A 17,025-nucleotide genomic window follows, 5' to 3' on the forward strand; every position below is an offset into this window, starting at 1 on the left:
AGTTCCTCGTGCGGGTGCAGAACGGCGTGACCCCGTGCGAGTCGACGGGTGGCGACGGTGCGGGCCGCGCAAGGATACCCGTATGTTGACTGACCGTCATCAAGCGGATTCACGCAGCTGTGCCGTCGACGCCAGCACGGTACCAGCCCCGACGGGCGGGTGAGCAACATCATCTGACGTCGAGTGAGGCTTGGCGTCCGCCCGGCGCCGGGCGCACCGGGCGGACGCGGGCGGGCGGTCAGACCGCGAGCGCCTGGGGGGTCCACGCCGTGCTGTGCACCTTGACCAGCTCGGCGAGCTTCTCGGACCACTGCACGCCGTAGCTGCCCGCGGCCACTTGGCACAGGCGCAGCCGCTGGACGTCGGAGGTGCCGGCCGGCGGGTAGATGTGGGTGGCGTCCCGAAGGTAGCGTTCGATCCGGAAGTCCGTCTGCAGGCCGCGCGCGGCGTGGATCTCCATCGCGTTGCGTGCCGAGTCCAGCGCGTACTCGGTGTTCACCAGCTTGGAGTTCATCAGTTCGGCGTCGCACGGCCGGCCGAGGTCGAGCAGGTGGGCGGCGTGGTAGGCGGCCAGCCGTGCGGTCATCAGCCGGGACTGCATCTCGCCGATCTTCAGGCCGATGTTGGGGAGTTCGGCCAGCGGTTTGCCGTAGAGCGAGCGGTCCTCGGCGAAGCGCACGGTGTCCTCGACGATCGCCCGGTGGATGCCGAGGGCCACGGCGGCGAGGTTGGGCCGGCCGTACAGGATGCTGGACGAGTAGGCGACGTCCAGGCCGCTGCCGTCCTCGCCGAGCCGGTTCGTGGCCGGGATGCGGCAGTTCTCGAATATCAACTCGCCGAAGCTGAAGCCGTGCAGGCCGCTCTGCCGGCCCGGGTCGCCGAGCCGGAGGCCGGGTGCGTCGCTCGGCACCAGGAAGGCGGACAGGCCGCGGGAGCCCTTACCGGTGCGGAACACCACGCCGTGCACGTCGCCGATGTGCGAGTTGCCGACGAACCACTTGCGGCCGTTCAGCACGTAGTCGCGGCCGCGCTTGCGGGCGGTGCCGGCCATGCCGAGCACATGGCCGCCGGACTCCGGCTCGGTCACCGCGATGGTCGGCAGTGCGCGGCCGTCCGCGAACTGCGGGAGCCACTGCCGGCGCTGCTGCTCGGAGCCGAAGTGGATGACCTTGGCGACGCCGAGCTGGGAGGCCTGCGCGATGGCGCCCATCGCGCCGCTGACCCGGGACAGCTCCTCGATGATGACGGTCTTGGCCACGTGGCCGAGGCCGAGGCCGCCGTACACCCGCGGGATGGTGACGCCGATCCACCCTCTGCGGGCGATCTCCCTGGCGAGGTCGTGCTCGATCGTCCGTTCGGTCTCCATCCTGGAGATCTGGGGACGAACCTCCTTCTCCGCGAACTCCCTTACCTCTGCACGAAGTTGCTCGTGCCGCTCGTCGGTGAAGCAGTCCTGGCCCAGCATGGGCGTCCTCTCGTCGGTCGGGAGCGCCGCCGTCCCGCCTCCTGAGCGCGTAACCGGAGGGGACGGTCGAGACGGCCGCCGCGCCGTTGAGGGCCGCGCGCGGTTGGACGGTGACCCGCCCTCGGCAAGGACTCATTGTCATATGCGTCACTTCACACCTCCATAGCGTGATCATGGATTGGCGTGAACTGTGCGCGACGTTTTTGCGACAGGATTTGACCGTGTTCCAGATGGGAATGGATCTTTCCCCTTCGTCGATGTCCGTCTGACGAGACGTCTCCGATCCCGCCGGTCAAACACTTCTGACACCATGTCCGCCATGACTGATGTGATGAGCGCTCAGAACGGCTATCCGGGAGGTGGCGGCGAGTCCGAGCGGACGCGCCGGCTCCGCGACCTGGGGCTCAACGACCCCAGCCCGGACGAGGCCTTCGACCGTTTCGCGCACCTCGCGGCCAGCATCACCCGCGCCCCGATCGCGATGGTCAACTTCATCAACGACGACCGCCAGATGTTCCGCGGGCTCTACATTCCGCCAAATCCGGCGCAGGCCCAGCCGGTCGAGGACGACTCCTGGGCCGACCGCGGCATCGCGTTCGACCTCCCGGCCCGCGAGATGCCGCTCAGCCACGGGTTCTGCCCGCACGTGGTGGCCCAGCGCTCGCCGCTGGCCCTGGACGACATCCTGGCCTACCCCCGCTTCGCCGGTAACCCGGTGGTGGACGAGCTGGGCGTGCGCGCCTACCTCGGCGCCCCGCTGGTGGACGACACCAACACCATCATCGGCACCGTCTGCGTCCTGGACCGCGAGCCCCGCCAGTGGGGCCGCGAGCGGCTCAAGGACATCCAGCACCTCGCCGAGGCGCTGCTCTCCGAGATCCGGCTGCGCGACAACCTGCTCGCCCAGCAGCAGGAGATGTTCGCCGCCTTCGACGGCTCGCCGTTCCCGATCATGCTCACCGACGGCACCGACAACGCCATCCGCTACGCCAACGCCGAGCACGCCGGCATCTTCGGCGCCCCCGGCCCCTACGCGGACCTGGCGAACGCCTACCCCCAGCTGGCCGCCGCAGGTCTGCCGCTCGCGGTCGGGGAGGCCTACCGGACCGGGCGCGCCACCGTCCTCAAGGACATCCGGGTGCAGTCCTACCTGCCCGGTGCCCGCCGCGCGGAGCAGGTGTACACCTTCACCTGCACCCCGCTGCGCAACGCGCGCACCGGCATGGTCAACGGTGTCCTGACGGTCGGCATGGACATCACCGCCCAGTCGCGCACCGAGGAGGAGCTCGGCACGCTCGCCGCCCTGCTGGTGGACCGGCTGCAGCAGTCCGGCCGCAACCCGGGCGAGATGCTGCCCCCGTACCCGTCGGGCCGCCCCGGACTGACGGGCTGACCCGCGCTCCGGCCGGGGCGCGCACGGCGCCCCGGCCCGGCCTCCCGCCGTGGGCGCACGGCGGGACGGACGGATCAGACCGGCCCCTCCAACGCCCGCGCCAGCCGCTCCGCGCCGGCGGCCAGCCGGTCGACGCCCTCGGCGGCGCCGTAGCCCACCCGCAGGTACGGGGCCGGCGGCTCGGCGGTGAAGTACGGCCGCCCCGGCGTGACGGCCACGCCGGCCCGCAGTGCGGCGGCGGCGAGCCCCTGCGGGTCGGTGCCGTCCGGCAGCCGCAGCCACAGGTGCTGGCCGCCGACGGGCAGCCGGGCCGGGAGCAGCTCCGGTCGCAGCCGCTGCAAGGCCCCGGCGAGCGCCGTCCGGCGTTCCTGCAACCGCCCGGCCAGCGTGCGCAGATGGTGTCCCCAGGCGGGTGCGCCGACCAGTTCCAGGGCCGTCTCCTGCAGCGGCCGCGGCACGAAGAAGCTGTCCACCGCCTGCACGGCGCGCAGCCGTTCAAGGGCGGGCCCGCGCGCGGTGAGCGCCGCCACCCGCAGGTTGGGCGAGGTGGGCTTGGTCAGTGAGCGGACGTGCACCACGACCCCGTCCGGGTCGTCCGCGGCGAGCGGCGGCGGTGGCGGGGGAGCGTCGGCGTGCGCGAGCCGCCGGGCGAAGTCGTCCTCGACCACGAACGCCCCGGCCTGCCGGGCGATCCGCAGCACCTCGGGCCGCCGCTCGGCCGAGAGCACCGCACCGGTCGGGTTCTGGTGGAGCGGCTGGCAGACGAACAGCCGCGCCCCGGTGGCGGCGAAGGCGTCGGCGAGCAGGCCGGTCCGTACCCCGTCGGCGTCCACCGGCACCGGGACCGGGCGCAGCCCCGCCGCGCGTGCCACCGCCAGCAGCCCGGGGTAGGTGGGCGACTCCACCAGCACCGGGGCGCCGGGGGCGGCCAGCGAGCGCAGCGCGGTGGTGAGGGCGCTCTGCCCGCCCGCGGCCACCAGTACCTCGGCGGCGCTCACCGTGCCGCCGATGTCCCGGGCGAACCAGGCGCGCAGCTCGGGCAGTCCCTCCAGCGGCGGCCGGCCCCAGGCGCCCGGTCGCCGGCCGGCGCGGGCGAGCGCCGCGGCCAGGGCCTGCTCGGGCTGGAGCGTGGCGTGCAGGTAGCCGCCGTTGAGGTCGATCACCTCGGCGGGCTGGACGGCGAGCGCGGCGATCACCCCCGAGGCGTCCGCGGACCGGGTCGGCGGCACCCCGGCCTCGGCGCTGAGCGCGACCTCCTGCCAGGAGGTGTCCCCGGCGGCCGGCACCGGCCGCGGCGCCGCCGCCCGGAACACCCCGGCGCCCGGCCGGGAGACCACCAGCCCCTCGGCCGCCAGCAGCGCGATCGCCCGGGCGACCGTCACCGGGCTCACCTGGTGGCGCTCCATCAGCGCCCGGCTGGACGGCAGCCGTCCGCCGACCGGGTAGCGGTCCAAATCGTCCCGGAGAATCGCGGCGAGATCCGCCCCACTGCTACGCTCGTGCATGACAGCACACGATAGCGCTATCGCTCCTCGATCAGTAGCACTCGGCGGCACCACCCTCGCGGCCCTCGGCGTCCTCGCCTTCTCCTTCAGCTTCCCGGCCACCGCCTGGGCGCTCACCGGCTTCGGGCCGTGGACGGCCGCCGGGCTGCGCGGCGTCCTCGCCGCGGCGGTGGCCGGCGCAGGGCTGCTCCTCGCCCGGGTGCCGCTGCCCGGCCGCGCCCACTGGCCGGGCCTGCTCGCGGTGGCGGGCGGCTGCGTCCTCGGCTTCCCGCTGCTCACCACCCTGGCCCTGCAGACCTCGTCCACCGCGCACTCGGCGGTGGTGATCGGCCTGCTGCCGCTGGCGACCGCCGCGGTGGCGGCGCTGCGATCGGGCGGGCGGCCGTCCCGCGGCTTCTGGTGGGCGGCGCTGGCCGGAGCGGCGGTGGTCCTCGCGTTCACGGTGCAGCAGAGCCGGGGCGCGCTGGGCCGGGCGGACGTCCTGCTCGGCGCGGCGCTCGTGGTGTGCGCGGCGGGCTACGCGGAGGGCGGGCGGCTGGCCCGCGCGATGCCCGGCTGGCAGGTGATCGCCTGGGCCGTGGTGGCGGCGCTCCCCATCTCGGCCCTGACGGCCGGTCTGGCGCTGGCCGCGGAGCCGGTGCACGTGGCGCCGCGGGCGCTGGCCGGCCTCGCCTACACGGCGGCGGTCTCGCAGTTCGGCGGGTTCGTGGTCTGGTACCGGGGGATGGCGGAGATCGGCGTGCCGAAGGCCAGCCAGCTGCAGCTCGCCCAGCCGCTGCTCACGCTGGGCTGGGCGGTGCTGGTGCTGGGGGAGCGGCTCTCCCCGGCGGCGCCGCTGGCGGCGCTGGCGGTGCTGGGATGCATCGCGGCCACCCAGCGGGCCCGGGGCTGACGCCCGGCCGCGGGGTGGCCGCATGGCCTCACTTGACCTCGATGCCGGCTTCCTTGCAGGCGTCGGCGACCTGCGGGGTGCAGACCTCGGCGGCCTTGTAGAGGTTGCCGGCAATGACGGTCGAGGCCACCTTCTCCTTGGTGACAACGATCGGGCTGAGCAGCATCGACGGGATCTGCAGGCCGTTGCTCTCGGTCATGGCGCTGGCGACCGAGGTGATGTCCAGGCCCTTCACGAGGTAGACGGCCATGGTGGCGGCGGCGTCGGCCTCGGGCTTGTACGGCTTGTAGATGGTGTAGGTCTGCTCGCCGGTCAGGATGCGCTGGATCGCGTCGAGCGAGGCGTCCTGGCCGCCGACCGGCACGTTGATGCCGGCGCCCTTGAGCGCGCCGATGATCGAGGTGGCCATGCCGTCGTTCGCCGAGTAGACGGCCTGGATGCCGCTCTTGCCGAAGTGGCCGATCGCCTCGTTGACCTTGGTCGCCGCGACTTCGGGCTTCCACTCGCCCGACTGCTCGTAGACGATCTTCTTGACCTTCTCGTCGAGGACCTTGTGCGCACCCTTCTTGAACTGGGCGGCGTTCGGGTCCGACTCGGCGCCGTTGATCATCACGACATTGGCGCTCGACGCCTTGCCGCCCAGCGCGTCGAGCAGGGCCTGGCCCTGCAGTTCGCCGGTGCGCTCGTTGTCGAAGGAGATGTACGCGGAGACCTTGCCCGCGGCGAGGCGGTCGTACGCGATGACCTTGACGCCCTTCTTGGCGGCCGCATCCACCCAGGAGGCCGTGGCGCCCGAGTTCACCGGGTCGAGGAGGATGACCTTGACGCCCTTGGCCAGCAGCGCGTCGAACTGCTGCTTCTGTACGGTCTCGTCGCCGTCCGCGTTGGCGTAGTCGACCTCGCACTTGGTGCACAGCGCGGCGACCGAGGCCTCGATCAGCGGCTTGTCGAAGCTCTCGTACCGGGTCGACGACGACTTCTCCGGGAGGAGCAGACCGATGGTCTTCGTCCCGGAGGAGGAGCCCGCATCGCTGCTCGAGCCGCACGCGGCGAGTGACAGCGCCGCCGACACAGCGGCCGTGCCGGCGAGGATGCGACGCGTCATTGCGTTCATGGTGGGTGGTGCCTCCCTGACAGCGCCGCGGGGTGCGGCGACGAGGAAGTCAATCCGCCGACGCCGCGGGCCGTCAACAAGTAAAACGTTCATTAAGATTTCTCGACCACATTGTTATCTTGTTGAATACATGATCCCCTCCAGGCCTTCCGGACGCCGATCGAGCCGACAACTTCTCAACTCACTTACGCCGCCCCGGCGGCGGATGCTCCGGGGCCGTCCGATCACCTCTCGGTACGGACCACCAGGCACACCGCGGCGACCACCACCGCACCTCCGACCACGATCGGCCAGGTCAGCGCCTCCGCGAGGACCAGCCACCCGAGCAGCACCGCCACCACCGGGTTGACGTAGGCGTACGTGGCCACCAGCGGCAGCGGCGCGCGCTGCAGCAGCCAGGCGTACGCGCTGAACGCGATCAGCGAACCGAACACCACCAGGTACGCCAGGCCCGCCCAGGAGGCCGTCGACACCGTGCCCGGGTGGAACTCCTGCGGCTCGTGCCGGACGGCCGCCAGCACCAGCGCACCGGCGCCGCCCGCGAGCATCTCGTACGCACTGGCCGTCAGTGGATCGGCGGGCATCGGCAGCCGACCGGTCAGCACCGAACCGCACGCCCACAGCAGCGAGCCGGTCAGCAGCGCGACCAGGCCCAGCGGCCGCACCTCGCCGGTCAGCCCCGGCGCGCTCAGCACCACCAGCCCGAGCAGGCCGACCAGCACGCCGCCCAGCGTCGCGAACGGGGTCCGGTGCCCCAGCGCTCGACGCAGCACCACCACCCACAGCGGCACGCTCGCCACCATCAGCGCCGCCATCCCGGACGGCACCGACTGCTCGGCCAGCACCACCATGCCGTTGCCGCCGACCAGCAGCAGCACGCCGACCAGCGCCGCCGAGGCCAGCTCGCGCGGCCGCACCAGCAGCGCGGCCGGGCCCTGCCGCAGGGCGATCAGCGCCACCAGCACCAGCCCGGCCGCGACGAAGCGCATCGCCCCGGAGAGGAACGGCGGCATGGTCTCCACCACCACCCGGATCGCCAGGTAGGTCGAACCCCACACCACGTAGACGATGCCGAGCGCGCCCCAGACCGCGCCGGAGATGCCGCGCTGCCTGCCGGCGGCGGTGCCGGTGCCGGCTGCGGTGACCGCGTCCACCGGGCCGGTCGGCGGGACGGACCGGGACGGATCGGGACAGGACGGGTCGGCGGCGGGCGGCGGCGAAGCCGATGTCATGGGTGTCTCCCTGGTTCGGTGCTGAACACTCGGTATGACATCACAGTCCGACCGGCCCGTGGGAGCCCCTTTCCGTCCTGCGGTCGCGCCGCCCCCGCACCGTCGCCCCGCACGGCGTGCGCCTTCCGGATGAAGTCCGCGGCCCGGACGGACGCCAGCGCGCGCCGGACCGGCGGCGGAGTGGTAGGCATGGACGGTCCGAGCGCGGACGACCGAGGAGCGCACGAGGTGGAGTGGTTCGCGGCCCCCGAGTACTGGCTCGCCCGCCAGGTGTTCCAGCGGCTGCTCGCGCTGCTCTACACCGTCGGATTCGTCGCCGCCGCCCGCCAGTTCCGCGCCCTGATCGGCGAGCACGGCATGCTGCCCGTCCCCCGCTTCACCGCGGCCGTCCCGCTGCGCCGCTCACCCAGCCTCTTCCACCTGCACTACAGCGACCGCGCGTTCGCCGCCACCGCCTGGACCGGCGCCGCCCTGTCCGCCGCCCTGCTCGCCGGCGCCGGCGACCTCGTCCCGCTCTGGGCCGCGATGCTCTGGTGGGCCCTGCTCTGGCTGCTCTACCTCTCCATCGTCAACGTCGGCCAGACCTGGTACGCCTTCGGCTGGGAGTCGCTGCTGCTGGAGGCCGGGGTGCTCGCCGCCTTCCTCGGCAACGACGACACCGCCCCGCCGGTCACCGTGCTCTGGCTGCTGCGCTGGCTGCTCTTCCGGGTCGAGTTCGGCGCCGGGCTGATCAAGTGGCGCGGCGACGCCTGCTGGCGCGACCTGACCTGCCTCTACTACCACCACGAGACCCAGCCGATGCCCGGCCCGCTCAGCTGGTTCTTCCACCACCTGCCGAAACCGCTGCACCGGATCGAGGTCGGCGCCAACCACGCCGTCCAACTCCTCGTCCCGTTCGCACTCTTCCTGCCCCAGCCGGTCGCGAGCACCGCCGCCGTCCTGATGACCGTCACCCAGCTCTGGCTGGTGCTCTCCGGCAACTTCGCTTGGCTGAACTGGCTCACCATCGCCCTGGCGCTCTCCGTCGTGGACGCCGGCACCGCCGGCCGGCTGCTCCCGCTGCCCGCCGCACCCCACTACCCGGCCACCCCCGTCTGGTACGAGGTGCTGGTGCTCGCCCTCACCGCCGGCGTGCTCGTCCTCAGCTACCGGCCCGCCCGCAACCTGCTCTCACCCCACCAGGCGATGAACCGCTCCTACGACCGACTCCATCTGGTGAACAGCTACGGCGCCTTCGGGTCGGTCACCCGGATCCGCCACGAGATCGTACTGGAGGGCACCGACGCCGAACTCCCAGGCCCCGACACCCACTGGCAGGCCTACGGATTCCGGGGCAAACCGGGTGAACTCCGGCGGATGCCGCGACAGATCGCCCCCTACCACCTCCGCCTGGACTGGCTCATGTGGTTCGCCGCCATCTCCCCCTCCTACGCCCGGCCCTGGTTCGCCCCCCTGGTCGCCAGGCTCCTCGTCAACGACCGGGACACCCTCCGGCTGCTCCGGCACAACCCCTTCCCGGACACCCCGCCCACCTTCGTCCGGGCCCGCCTCTACCGCTACCGGTACAGCAGTTGGCGCCGACTCAGATCCACCGGGGAATGGTGGCGGCGCGAACCCCTGCGCGACTTCCTCCCGCCGGTCACGCTCAGCGATGTCCGGCACCTCGCACCCCGGACCGGGCCATGACACGGCACAGCTCCGCAACAACCCCGCCCGGTGCGTGCACACGTCGAACGGGCACCCGTATTCTGGCCCTCCGCCGTACCCGTCGAGCCGCATCTCGGCGCTTTCTCTCCGCAAACCCCCTCCCGTCACCCGCCACGAACCGGACTTCCACATGACAGTGCGCTACCTGAACGACGCCGACGCCTCGGTGCCGGCCCCGGCTGCCACTCCGGACGGCGAAGCCGGGCCGGACACCCGCGAGGAACTCGGCCGCTACGCCGACCAGGGCGGCTTCACCCTGACCCCGGACGCCAACCCCTGGCTGTCCGCCGCATACACCATCACCGAGGGCGAGGACGCGCGCGCCGCCTCCACCACCCTCGCCGAACTCCGCAGCATCGAGATCCGCGCCGTCGGCGGCGCCGTCGGCGGCATCGCCGCCAAGGCCGGACTCGACGTCCCGGACACCCTGCTCGGCCTCAGCACCCTGCTCGACGTCCTGCAGCGCGTGCAGTCCGCCACCGCGGCGCTGAGCGACGACGCCTTCTCGGCGGACCTCGACGCCCTCGCCGCCGCCACCGGCAGCCGCCGCTTCCGCGCCGAGCAGAACGTCAAGCTCTCCCTCGGCCGCCGCTGGGCGCTGCGCTCGCAGGCCAAGTCGCTGGCCGGCAAGAAGCTCGGCCGCGCCGACCTGCACGCCGCGCTCGCCGCGGCCGCAGGTGCCCGCACCGACTGGTCCGCCCTCGCCACCGGCGACAGCGCCCCGGCCGTCCCGGTCGACGGCGCCCTGCTCGCCGAGACCGCCCAGGCCATCGAGTCGCTCGGCACCGCCGTCCGCGCCCTCGGCCGCCTGCTGCCCGAGCAGGAGCCGGAGGCCCTCCAGCTCGGCGAACTCGCCGACCTGGTCGACCGCCTGGCCGCGGACGAGGGCACCCTGTTCCGGCTGCCGGCCCTCGCCGCCCTGCGCACCGCCCTCGCCGAGCAGGGTCTGGAGGACCTGCTCGCCGAACTGACGGAGCGTCAGGCCGACCGCGAGGCCGCTCTCGCCGCCTACGACCGGCACACCGCCGGCGCCGCCGAGGACGGTACGGACGCGGAGGAGGCCGCCCGCCAGGCCCTCGCCGCCGGTCCGCGGGACGGCGGCGAGCGCGCCGCCGAGGACGCCGAGGACGCCGAGGAGGAGACTGCCGAGGCTGCCACCGACGAGGCCGAGGCAGAGGCCGAAGCGGTCACGGAGACCGAGACCGAGACCGAGCCGGTGGCCGAGGCCGCCGTCGAGGAGGCCGTCGAGGAGCCCGTGGTCGAGCCCGAGGCTGTCGTAGAGGAGGCGGTTGCCGAGGCCGTCGTCGAGATCGAGTCGGCCATCGAGGCCGAGCCGGTTGCTGAGGCCGTTGTCGAGCCCGAGCCCGAGGTTGTGGCGGAGGAGGTCGCCGAGGCTGTCGAGCCCGAGGTCGAGGCCGTCGCCGAGCCCGAGGTCGAGCCGGAGGAGGTCGTCGAGCCGGTCGCCGAGGTTGAGCCGGTGGTCGAGGTCGAGCCGGAGGAGGTCGTCGAGCCGGTCGCCGAGGTTGAGCCGGTGGTCGAGGTCGAGCCGGTGGTCGAGGAGGCCGTGGTCGAGCCCGAGGCTGTCGTCGAGGAGCCGGTCGTCGAGGTCGAGGTCGAGCCGGTGGTCGAGGAGGCCGTGGTCGAGCCCGAGGCTGTCGTCGAGGAGCCGGTCGTCGAGGTCGAGGTCGAGCCGGTGGTCGAGGAGGCCGTGGTCGAGCCCGAGGCTGTCGTCGAGGAGCCGGTCGTCGAGGTCGAGTCCGAGCCGGTGGTCGAGGAGCCCGTGGTCGAGCCCGAGGCTGTCGTCGAGGAGCCGGTCGTCGAGGCCGAGTCCGAGGCGGTGGTCGAGGAGGCCGTGGTCGAGGCCCCCGCGGAGGAGCCGGCCGCCGAGGAGGCCGCAGTCGAGGTCGAGCCGGTCGTCGAGGCCGAGCCCGTCGTCGAGGAGCCCGTGGTCGAGCCGGTCGTCGAGGCCGGTGCGGCCGGGCGGCCGGAGAAGCCGGAGATCACCCCGGGCAAGGCCGTCACCGCCTACACGCCGGCCGAGCTGGTCGCGCTGGTGGGCTGGCTGGACGGCGACGGTACCGAGCGTTCCGACGACGAGCTGCTCCGTGCCGCGATGAAGGAGCTGGGCTTCACCCGCCTCGGCCCCCGCATCAAGGAGGCGCTGGGCGCCGCCGTCTCCGAGGTCCGCGCCTGACGGTCCGCCCCTGACGGGCCCGTGCCCGCCACCCCCGACGAACGGGGGCGGCGGGCACGGCCGTTCCCGGACGCGGTGCGGTGCGGTGTGGTTCAGCCGACCGTGATCGCGTCCAGTTTGGCCCGCAGGTACTCCGTGGAGTCGACCGGCGGGTGCGCGACCCGTCCGGTCGGGGCGGGCAGCGGGCTGACCACGGTGTGCGGGTCGCACTCGTAGAAGTAGACCAGGGACATCAGCTCCTCCTCCGGGGCCTCGGGGGAGGGCGGCAGGACCCGGTGGCGTCCGGACCGCCAGCGGTCGCCCGTCCAGCGGGCCATCAGGTCGCCGATGTTGACGGTGAGCGCGGCCGGGTCCCAGGGTGCGTCGGCCCAGCCCTGTTCGGCCGTCCAGACCTGGAGCCCGCCGCGGCCCTGCTGGCGGTCGAGCAGGGTCACGGTGCCGAAGTCGGTGTGCGGGCCGATCCGGTACTGCCCGGGCAGCGGTTCGCCGACGGTGCCGGCCGACGGGTACCAGTTGATGTTGCAGGTGTAGGTGGGGGCGCCGGTGTGCCGGGTGAAGAAGTCCTCGGGCTGTCCGAGGGCCGCCGCGAGCAGCCGCAGCGTCTCGTCGGCGACGGTCCTCATCCGCGCCATGTACGCCTCCACCAGGCCCTGCAGCCGCGGCGCCTCGGCGCTCGGCCAGACGTTCGGACGGAACCAGAAGGCGTCCAGTTCGGCGTCCCCGGTGGCCTGCTCGGCGCCGACCGTCCAGGACTCCTTGAGGTCGGGCGGGGTCTCGGTGCCCTCCGCGTAGCCGTTGGCCTCGGCGTCGGGGCCGAGCCAGCCGCGGCCGCCGACCGCCACCGCGTACGCCCGCTTCGCCTCCTCGGGGAGGGCGAAGAACCCGCGGGCCGCAGCGCGTACCTCGGCCCGCTCCCGTTCGGTCACCCCGTGCCCGGTGAGCAGCAGGAACCCGGCCCGGCCGAGCGCCTCGTCGACGCTGCGGGCGGTCCGGGCGCGTTCCTCCGCCGTGCCGTGCGTCCACGCGCCGAGGTCGACGGTGGGGATGCGTACCTGTGCCATGCCGTCCGTTCCTTCCCGGTTCACTCGCCGATGTCCTCGAACCACAGCTCCGGCCGGGCCGCGACGAAGTCCGTCATCAGCCGGACGCACTCGGGGTCGTCCAGCACCGTGACGTCCACGCCGTGCTCGGCCAGCCAGTCGTGGCCGCCGCTGAAGGTCCGGGCCTCGCCGACGACCACCCGGCCGATCCCGAACTGCCGCACCAGGCCCGAGCAGTACCAGCAGGGGGACAGCGTGGTGACCATCGTGGTCCGCCGGTAGCCGCGCATCCGGCCGGCCGCGCGGAAGGCGGCCGTCTCCGCGTGCATGGACGGATCGCCGTCCTGGACGCGGCGGTTGCGGCCGCGTCCGAGCAGTTCGCCGTGCTCGTCGAAGAGCGCCGCCCCGATCGGGATGCCGCCCTCCGCCAGCCCCGCGCGGGCCTCCTCGACCGCGACCGCGAGCATCCGCTGCACATCCACCGGCTCCACCTCCGATTCCGAAACACCGTGGCAACGAAGGGTGCGTACCCTCCCTGGCGCCCGGTCCGACGTCCTGCCGCGTCGGACTCCCCGCCCGGCGGCATCCCACCCCGCCCCGTCCCGCCCTTCCCAGTCCCACCCGCTGTGAGCCGCGCCCGTACACCCCACCCGCACACCCCACCCGTCCGTCCCACCCGCCGGGAGGCCGCCGTGCCCGCACTCACCGTCCGCGAGATCCTCGCCTTCGACGTCCTCGGGGCGGCCGCCCCGCTGCTGCTGGCCGGCCGGGGCGGGCTGGACCGGCCCGTCCGCTGGGTGCACACCGGCGAGGTCTACGAGGGCTGCGCCGTCCTGTCCGGCGGAGAACTGCTGCTCACCAACGGCTACGGGCTGGCCCGCGCCACCCCGGAGCGGCAGCGCGCGTGCGTCCGTGACATGGCGGAACGCGGTGCGGCCGCGCTCTTCGCCGAGGTCGGCCGGGCGCTGCCGCAGATGCCGGCCGCGGTCACGGCCGAGGCGGAGCGGCTGGGCCTGCCGCTGGTGGCGCTGCGCCGGGTGGTGCCGTTCGCCCGCGTCGCCGAGGCGGTGAACACCGCGATCGTCTCGCTCTCGCTGGCCGAGCGGGCGGCCCGGAGCTTGCGGGACCACCCGCAGGCGCCGCCCGGCGCCGCCGACCACGGCCGGGCGCTGATCGGCGACCTGCTGGACGGGGTGAAGGTGGGCCGGGCCGAGGCCGCCGCCCGCGCCGGACTCGCCGGGTTCCGGGTGCCGGACGGCCACCGGCTGCTGGGTCTGGCCGCCCGCGGTCTGCCCGAGACCGTGCCGACCCGGATGACCGCGCCGCTGCTCGGTCGGCTGCACGGCACGGCCCTGGCGGCCGCGGTGCGCGGCGGCCTGTTCGCGGTCCTGGCGGTGCCGGCCGCGCCGGACCCGGTGCGCGCCGTCCGGGCCGTGCTGCAGGAGGCGGCCCCGCCGGGCGCGGTGGTCGCGCTCGGGCCGGCCGCCCCCGCCGTGGCGGGCTGGGACCGGTACGGGGAGAGCCTGCGCGAGGCCGCCGCCACCCTCGAACTCGCCGTCACCGTGCCGCCCGCCGAGCCGCGCGGCCCCGGCCCGCAGCACCCGTACGTGGCGACCGCCCGAGCCTTCACCCTGGAACGGGAGCTGAGCCGGTCCGGCGGCCGCGAGCGCTGGGCCCGGCTGGCCGAGGACGCGCTCGGCCCGCTGCTGGAGTGGGAGTCCCGGCACGCCAGCGACCTGGTGCGCACCCTGGAGGTGCACCTGCGCCACGGCTGCTCGCCGACCCGCACCGCCGCCCTGCTGCACATCGGCCGGCAGTCCCTCTACCAGCGGCTGGAGCGGATCGAGCGCCTGCTCGGCATCGAGGTCGCCGACCCCGAGCTCCAGGCCGAATTCCTGCTCGCCACCTGCGCGCACCGGCTGCTGCAGGCCGACCCGTCCGCCCGCCCGGCCGGTGCCCGCCGGGCCGCCGGTCAGCGTGCGGCCGGTCAGCGTGCGGCCGGTCAGCGTGCGGCCGCCGGGGGCGCGGACACCCGGCGCAGCGCCGCGTACAGCAGTGCGGTCAGCACGAATCCGGCCACGCAGGTCAGGTCGCCGATCGCCGGCTCCAGCCGCACCAGGTAGCCGCTGAACTGCTCCTGGTTGGAGAAGAGCAGCACCGACACCACCGTGCCCGCGACCATCGCGGCCGGTCCGGCCCACACCTCGTGGGCCGGATCGGCCATCCGCGCGGCGGCCTCGGCGTCGCCGGTGCCGGCCCGGTGCCGCAGCCACTGGTCGGTGAGCACGACGGCCAGCCACGGCGCCACCCAGTACGCGATGACCAGCAGGAACGCCTCGTACGCGTGCCCGGCGTCGGCGAGCCCGGTCCAGGCGACCAGGAAGCCCAGCGCGCCGATCGCGGCGGCCACCGGCCCGCGCGGCAGCCGGCGCAGCCCCAGTGAGACGAAGGACATCCCGGCGGAGTAGACGTTGATCGCGTTCGCGGACACCGCGCCCAGGACGATCGCCAGCAGCGTCAGGTCGCCCAGCAGGCCGGGCAGGTGGCCGGTGAACGCCGCCGTCGGGTTCTTCTCGCCGGTGGCGATGGTGGCCGAGGCCGCGCCGACCACGGCGAGCAGGGCGATCCCGGCGAAGACGCCGAGCGCGGGGAAGAGCGCCGCCCGCCACCGCGGGGTGTCGGCCGGCAGGTAGCGGGTGTAGTCCGAGGCGAACGGGTTCCAGCCGGCCGCGTAGCCGAAGGCGGCGCTGAACGCGAGCAGGAAGCCGCCGGCGCTGCCGGAGGTCCCGGCCGGCCCGCCCAGGTGGGCCTTGGCGAGGGTCACCGCGGAGGCGGCGAGGAAGACCGCCGTCAGCAGCGGCAGCGCGTACCGCTCGAAGGCGTGCACGAAGTTGTGCCCCAGGTACGCCACGGCCACCTGCGCGAGCACCACCGACAGCAGGCAGCCCAGGGTCGGCAGGCCGGTCAGCGTCGCCAGGGCGAACGCGCCCGAGACGCTGTTGACGGCGAACCAGCCGAGCCCGGCGCAGGCCGCGTTCAGCACCGCGGGCAGGGCGTTGCCCCACCTGCCGAACGCCACCCGCCCGGCGACCATCTGCGGCACGCCGAACCGCGGGCCGTACGCGCTGAGCACCCCGTGGGTGACCGCGCCGAGGGCGGTGCCGAGCAGCAGGGCGGCGGTCGCCGTCCAGAAGCCGAGGCCGAAGAAGAGCACGGAGATGACGCCGATGTACACGGTGGCGAACTCCATGTTCGGCGAGAGCCAGGTCCACAGCAGCCCGGAGGGGCGGCCGTGCCGGGCGGAGTCGGGGACGGGTTCGGCACCGGTCGGCTCGACCGCGAGCACCTGCGAACCGTAGGCGGTGGTGTCCTCGGCCGGATCGGCGGAGGCGGCGGGGGCAGTCGTCATCCCCACAATGTCCGCCCGCCGGCCCGTCCCGGGCAACGGACGGACCGTCACCACCGGAGCCCGCGCCCCCGTACACTCCGTACGCCCACGGCCCGCGGAACGCGGCCGGATTGCGACCCCGTTACCCCGTTGTGTCGCGACCGGGACGGCGCGGGTGATCATGCCGTCGGCCCCGGCCCGTAGGCTGGGCGCATGCGAGATTTTGCGGCGGGGATCGGGTACCTCCTGAAGGGCCAGCGCTGGGTGGCCCGGCACGGGCGGTGGTGGGGCTTCGGGATGATCCCGGCGCTGATCACCCTGGTCGGGTACGCCGGTGCGATGACCGCGCTCGTCCTGTGGTCCGGCGACCTCGCCGACTGGGCGACGCCGTTCGCCGACGGCTGGGGCTCCCCGTGGCAGGGCCTGCTGCGCGGCGCCGTCGCGGTGGCCGCGGTGGCGGTCGGCGGGCTGCTGTCGGTGATCACCTTCACCGCGGTGACCCTGCTCGTCGGCCAGCCGTTCTACGAGTCGCTCTGCGAGAAGGTCGACGAGTCCGAGGGCGGCGCCCCGGCCCGCTCCGACGTGCCGCTCTGGCGGGAGCTGTGGATCTCCGCCCGGGACAGTCTGTACGTCCTCGTCCGGGTCGCCGCGATCGGCCTGGTGCTCTTCCTCTGCGGTTTCCTGCCGGTGGTCGGCCAGACGGCCGTCCCGGCGATCGGCATCGCGGTGTCCGGATACTTCCTGGTCGCCGAGCTCTCCGCGGTGGCGCTGCAGCGCCGCGGCATCCCGCAGAAGGAGCGGCTGCGGCTGCTGCGCTCCCGCCTCGGCCTCGCGCTCGGCTTCGGCGTGCCGCTGGTGCTGCTCTTCCTGGTGCCCTTCGTGACGGTGCTGGCGATGCCCGGCGCGGTCGCCGGCGCCACCCTGCTCGGCCGCGAACTCGCCCCGGTGGAGTCGGAGGAGGAGCCGCAGGACGAGGACGGCGACCCGGCGGGCGACGCCCCCGGCGCGGGGCACCGATCGGATCACGCCATCGACCTGGGCAAGTGAAACCACAGCGAGTGACGGCGATTTGACTTTCCGCCACCGAGTGGAAGA

The 17,025-nt window shown here is 74.0% G+C and carries 12 protein-coding genes and 1 pseudogene; 6 read left to right on the top strand and 7 right to left on the bottom strand.

What is annotated here, in order from left to right; genetic code table 11:
* Nucleotides 1-238: 238 nt before the first annotated feature.
* Nucleotides 239-1,465, bottom strand: coding sequence for an acyl-CoA dehydrogenase family protein (locus AB0P35_RS00945; RefSeq protein ID WP_095872365.1), 1,227 nt, complete (start codon nucleotides 1,463-1,465; stop codon nucleotides 239-241).
* 319 nt (nucleotides 1,466-1,784) lie between these two features.
* On the opposite strand from AB0P35_RS00945, the gene AB0P35_RS00950 reads away from it, so the two are divergent.
* Nucleotides 1,785-2,858 carry a GAF domain-containing protein gene (locus AB0P35_RS00950; protein WP_363504602.1) on the top strand — a complete coding sequence of 358 codons (1,074 nt, stop codon included), beginning with the start codon at nucleotides 1,785-1,787 and terminating at the stop codon, nucleotides 2,856-2,858.
* A gap of 74 nt (nucleotides 2,859-2,932) precedes the next feature.
* Here the strand turns inward: AB0P35_RS00950 and AB0P35_RS00955 are convergent, their stop codons facing one another.
* A complete protein-coding gene (locus tag AB0P35_RS00955; RefSeq protein WP_363504605.1) occupies nucleotides 2,933-4,363 on the bottom strand; it encodes a PLP-dependent aminotransferase family protein in 1,431 nt (476 codons plus the stop codon).
* Here AB0P35_RS00955 and AB0P35_RS00960 point away from each other — a divergent pair.
* On the top strand, nucleotides 4,362-5,255 hold the full coding sequence (locus AB0P35_RS00960; protein WP_363504607.1) for a DMT family transporter: 894 nt from the start codon (nucleotides 4,362-4,364) through the stop codon (nucleotides 5,253-5,255). The two genes, AB0P35_RS00955 and AB0P35_RS00960, sit on opposite strands and share 2 nt — an antisense overlap.
* A gap of 28 nt (nucleotides 5,256-5,283) precedes the next feature.
* Here the strand turns inward: AB0P35_RS00960 and AB0P35_RS00965 are convergent, their stop codons facing one another.
* Both AB0P35_RS00965 and AB0P35_RS00970 read right to left on the bottom strand, forming a co-directional pair.
* Nucleotides 5,284-6,369 (bottom strand): substrate-binding domain-containing protein, encoded by a 1,086-nt coding sequence (locus AB0P35_RS00965; protein WP_095872362.1) that lies wholly within the window; start codon nucleotides 6,367-6,369, stop codon nucleotides 5,284-5,286.
* Between the two features lie 224 nt (nucleotides 6,370-6,593).
* Nucleotides 6,594-7,601, bottom strand: coding sequence for an EamA family transporter (locus tag AB0P35_RS00970; RefSeq protein WP_363504609.1), 1,008 nt, complete (start codon nucleotides 7,599-7,601; stop codon nucleotides 6,594-6,596).
* A gap of 228 nt (nucleotides 7,602-7,829) precedes the next feature.
* Between AB0P35_RS00970 and AB0P35_RS00975 the strand changes: the two genes are divergently transcribed.
* Both AB0P35_RS00975 and AB0P35_RS00980 read left to right on the top strand, forming a co-directional pair.
* The gene (locus AB0P35_RS00975; RefSeq protein WP_363504958.1) at nucleotides 7,830-9,287 is read left to right on the top strand and encodes a lipase maturation factor family protein; all 1,458 of its coding nucleotides are present in this window, start codon (nucleotides 7,830-7,832) and stop codon (nucleotides 9,285-9,287) included.
* A gap of 151 nt (nucleotides 9,288-9,438) precedes the next feature.
* A complete protein-coding gene (locus tag AB0P35_RS00980; RefSeq protein ID WP_363504612.1) occupies nucleotides 9,439-11,502 on the top strand; it encodes a hypothetical protein in 2,064 nt (687 codons plus the stop codon).
* Nucleotides 11,503-11,594: 92 nt separating this feature from the next.
* Here AB0P35_RS00980 and AB0P35_RS00985 read toward each other — a convergent pair whose 3' ends face one another.
* Both AB0P35_RS00985 and AB0P35_RS00990 read right to left on the bottom strand, forming a co-directional pair.
* Nucleotides 11,595-12,563 (bottom strand): 2-oxoglutarate and iron-dependent oxygenase domain-containing protein, encoded by a 969-nt coding sequence (locus tag AB0P35_RS00985; RefSeq protein WP_363504615.1) that lies wholly within the window; start codon nucleotides 12,561-12,563, stop codon nucleotides 11,595-11,597.
* Nucleotides 12,564-12,583: 20 nt separating this feature from the next.
* The gene (locus AB0P35_RS00990; protein WP_363504961.1) at nucleotides 12,584-13,009 is read right to left on the bottom strand and encodes a nucleoside deaminase; all 426 of its coding nucleotides are present in this window, start codon (nucleotides 13,007-13,009) and stop codon (nucleotides 12,584-12,586) included.
* 225 nt (nucleotides 13,010-13,234) lie between these two features.
* Here AB0P35_RS00990 and AB0P35_RS00995 point away from each other — a divergent pair.
* Nucleotides 13,235-14,434 (top strand): annotated as a pseudogene (locus AB0P35_RS00995) (PucR family transcriptional regulator ligand-binding domain-containing protein); the annotation flags it as partial.
* Nucleotides 14,435-14,544: 110 nt separating this feature from the next.
* Here AB0P35_RS00995 and AB0P35_RS01000 read toward each other — a convergent pair.
* Nucleotides 14,545-15,951, bottom strand: a complete 1,407-nt coding sequence (locus AB0P35_RS01000) for a cytosine permease (protein WP_363504618.1) — start codon at nucleotides 15,949-15,951, stop codon at nucleotides 14,545-14,547.
* A gap of 192 nt (nucleotides 15,952-16,143) precedes the next feature.
* On the opposite strand from AB0P35_RS01000, the gene AB0P35_RS01005 reads away from it, so the two are divergent.
* A complete protein-coding gene (locus AB0P35_RS01005) occupies nucleotides 16,144-16,977 on the top strand; it encodes an EI24 domain-containing protein (protein WP_363504621.1) in 834 nt (277 codons plus the stop codon).
* Nucleotides 16,978-17,025: the final 48 nt, after the last annotated feature.

It is taken from the genome of Kitasatospora sp. NPDC085879, assembly GCF_040686255.1.
Classification (GTDB): domain Bacteria; phylum Actinomycetota; class Actinomycetes; order Streptomycetales; family Streptomycetaceae; genus Kitasatospora.

What these genes read in the sequence shown, in the direction of transcription:
- AB0P35_RS00945 (WP_095872365.1), bottom strand. Translation starts at nt 1,465, where the DNA reads ATGCTGGGCCAGGACTGCTTCACCGACGAGCGGCACGAGCAACTTCGT.
- AB0P35_RS00950 (WP_363504602.1), top strand. Translation starts at nt 1,785, where the DNA reads ATGACTGATGTGATGAGCGCTCAGAACGGCTATCCGGGAGGTGGCGGC.
- AB0P35_RS00960 (WP_363504607.1), top strand. Translation starts at nt 4,362, where the DNA reads ATGACAGCACACGATAGCGCTATCGCTCCTCGATCAGTAGCACTCGGC.
- AB0P35_RS00955 (WP_363504605.1), bottom strand. Translation starts at nt 4,363, where the DNA reads ATGCACGAGCGTAGCAGTGGGGCGGATCTCGCCGCGATTCTCCGGGAC.
- AB0P35_RS00965 (WP_095872362.1), bottom strand. Translation starts at nt 6,369, where the DNA reads ATGAACGCAATGACGCGTCGCATCCTCGCCGGCACGGCCGCTGTGTCG.
- AB0P35_RS00970 (WP_363504609.1), bottom strand. Translation starts at nt 7,601, where the DNA reads ATGACATCGGCTTCGCCGCCGCCCGCCGCCGACCCGTCCTGTCCCGAT.
- AB0P35_RS00980 (WP_363504612.1), top strand. Translation starts at nt 9,439, where the DNA reads ATGACAGTGCGCTACCTGAACGACGCCGACGCCTCGGTGCCGGCCCCG.
- AB0P35_RS00985 (WP_363504615.1), bottom strand. Translation starts at nt 12,563, where the DNA reads ATGGCACAGGTACGCATCCCCACCGTCGACCTCGGCGCGTGGACGCAC.
- AB0P35_RS00990 (WP_363504961.1), bottom strand. Translation starts at nt 13,009, where the DNA reads ATGCTCGCGGTCGCGGTCGAGGAGGCCCGCGCGGGGCTGGCGGAGGGC.
- AB0P35_RS01000 (WP_363504618.1), bottom strand. Translation starts at nt 15,951, where the DNA reads ATGACGACTGCCCCCGCCGCCTCCGCCGATCCGGCCGAGGACACCACC.
- AB0P35_RS01005 (WP_363504621.1), top strand. Translation starts at nt 16,144, where the DNA reads ATGCGAGATTTTGCGGCGGGGATCGGGTACCTCCTGAAGGGCCAGCGC.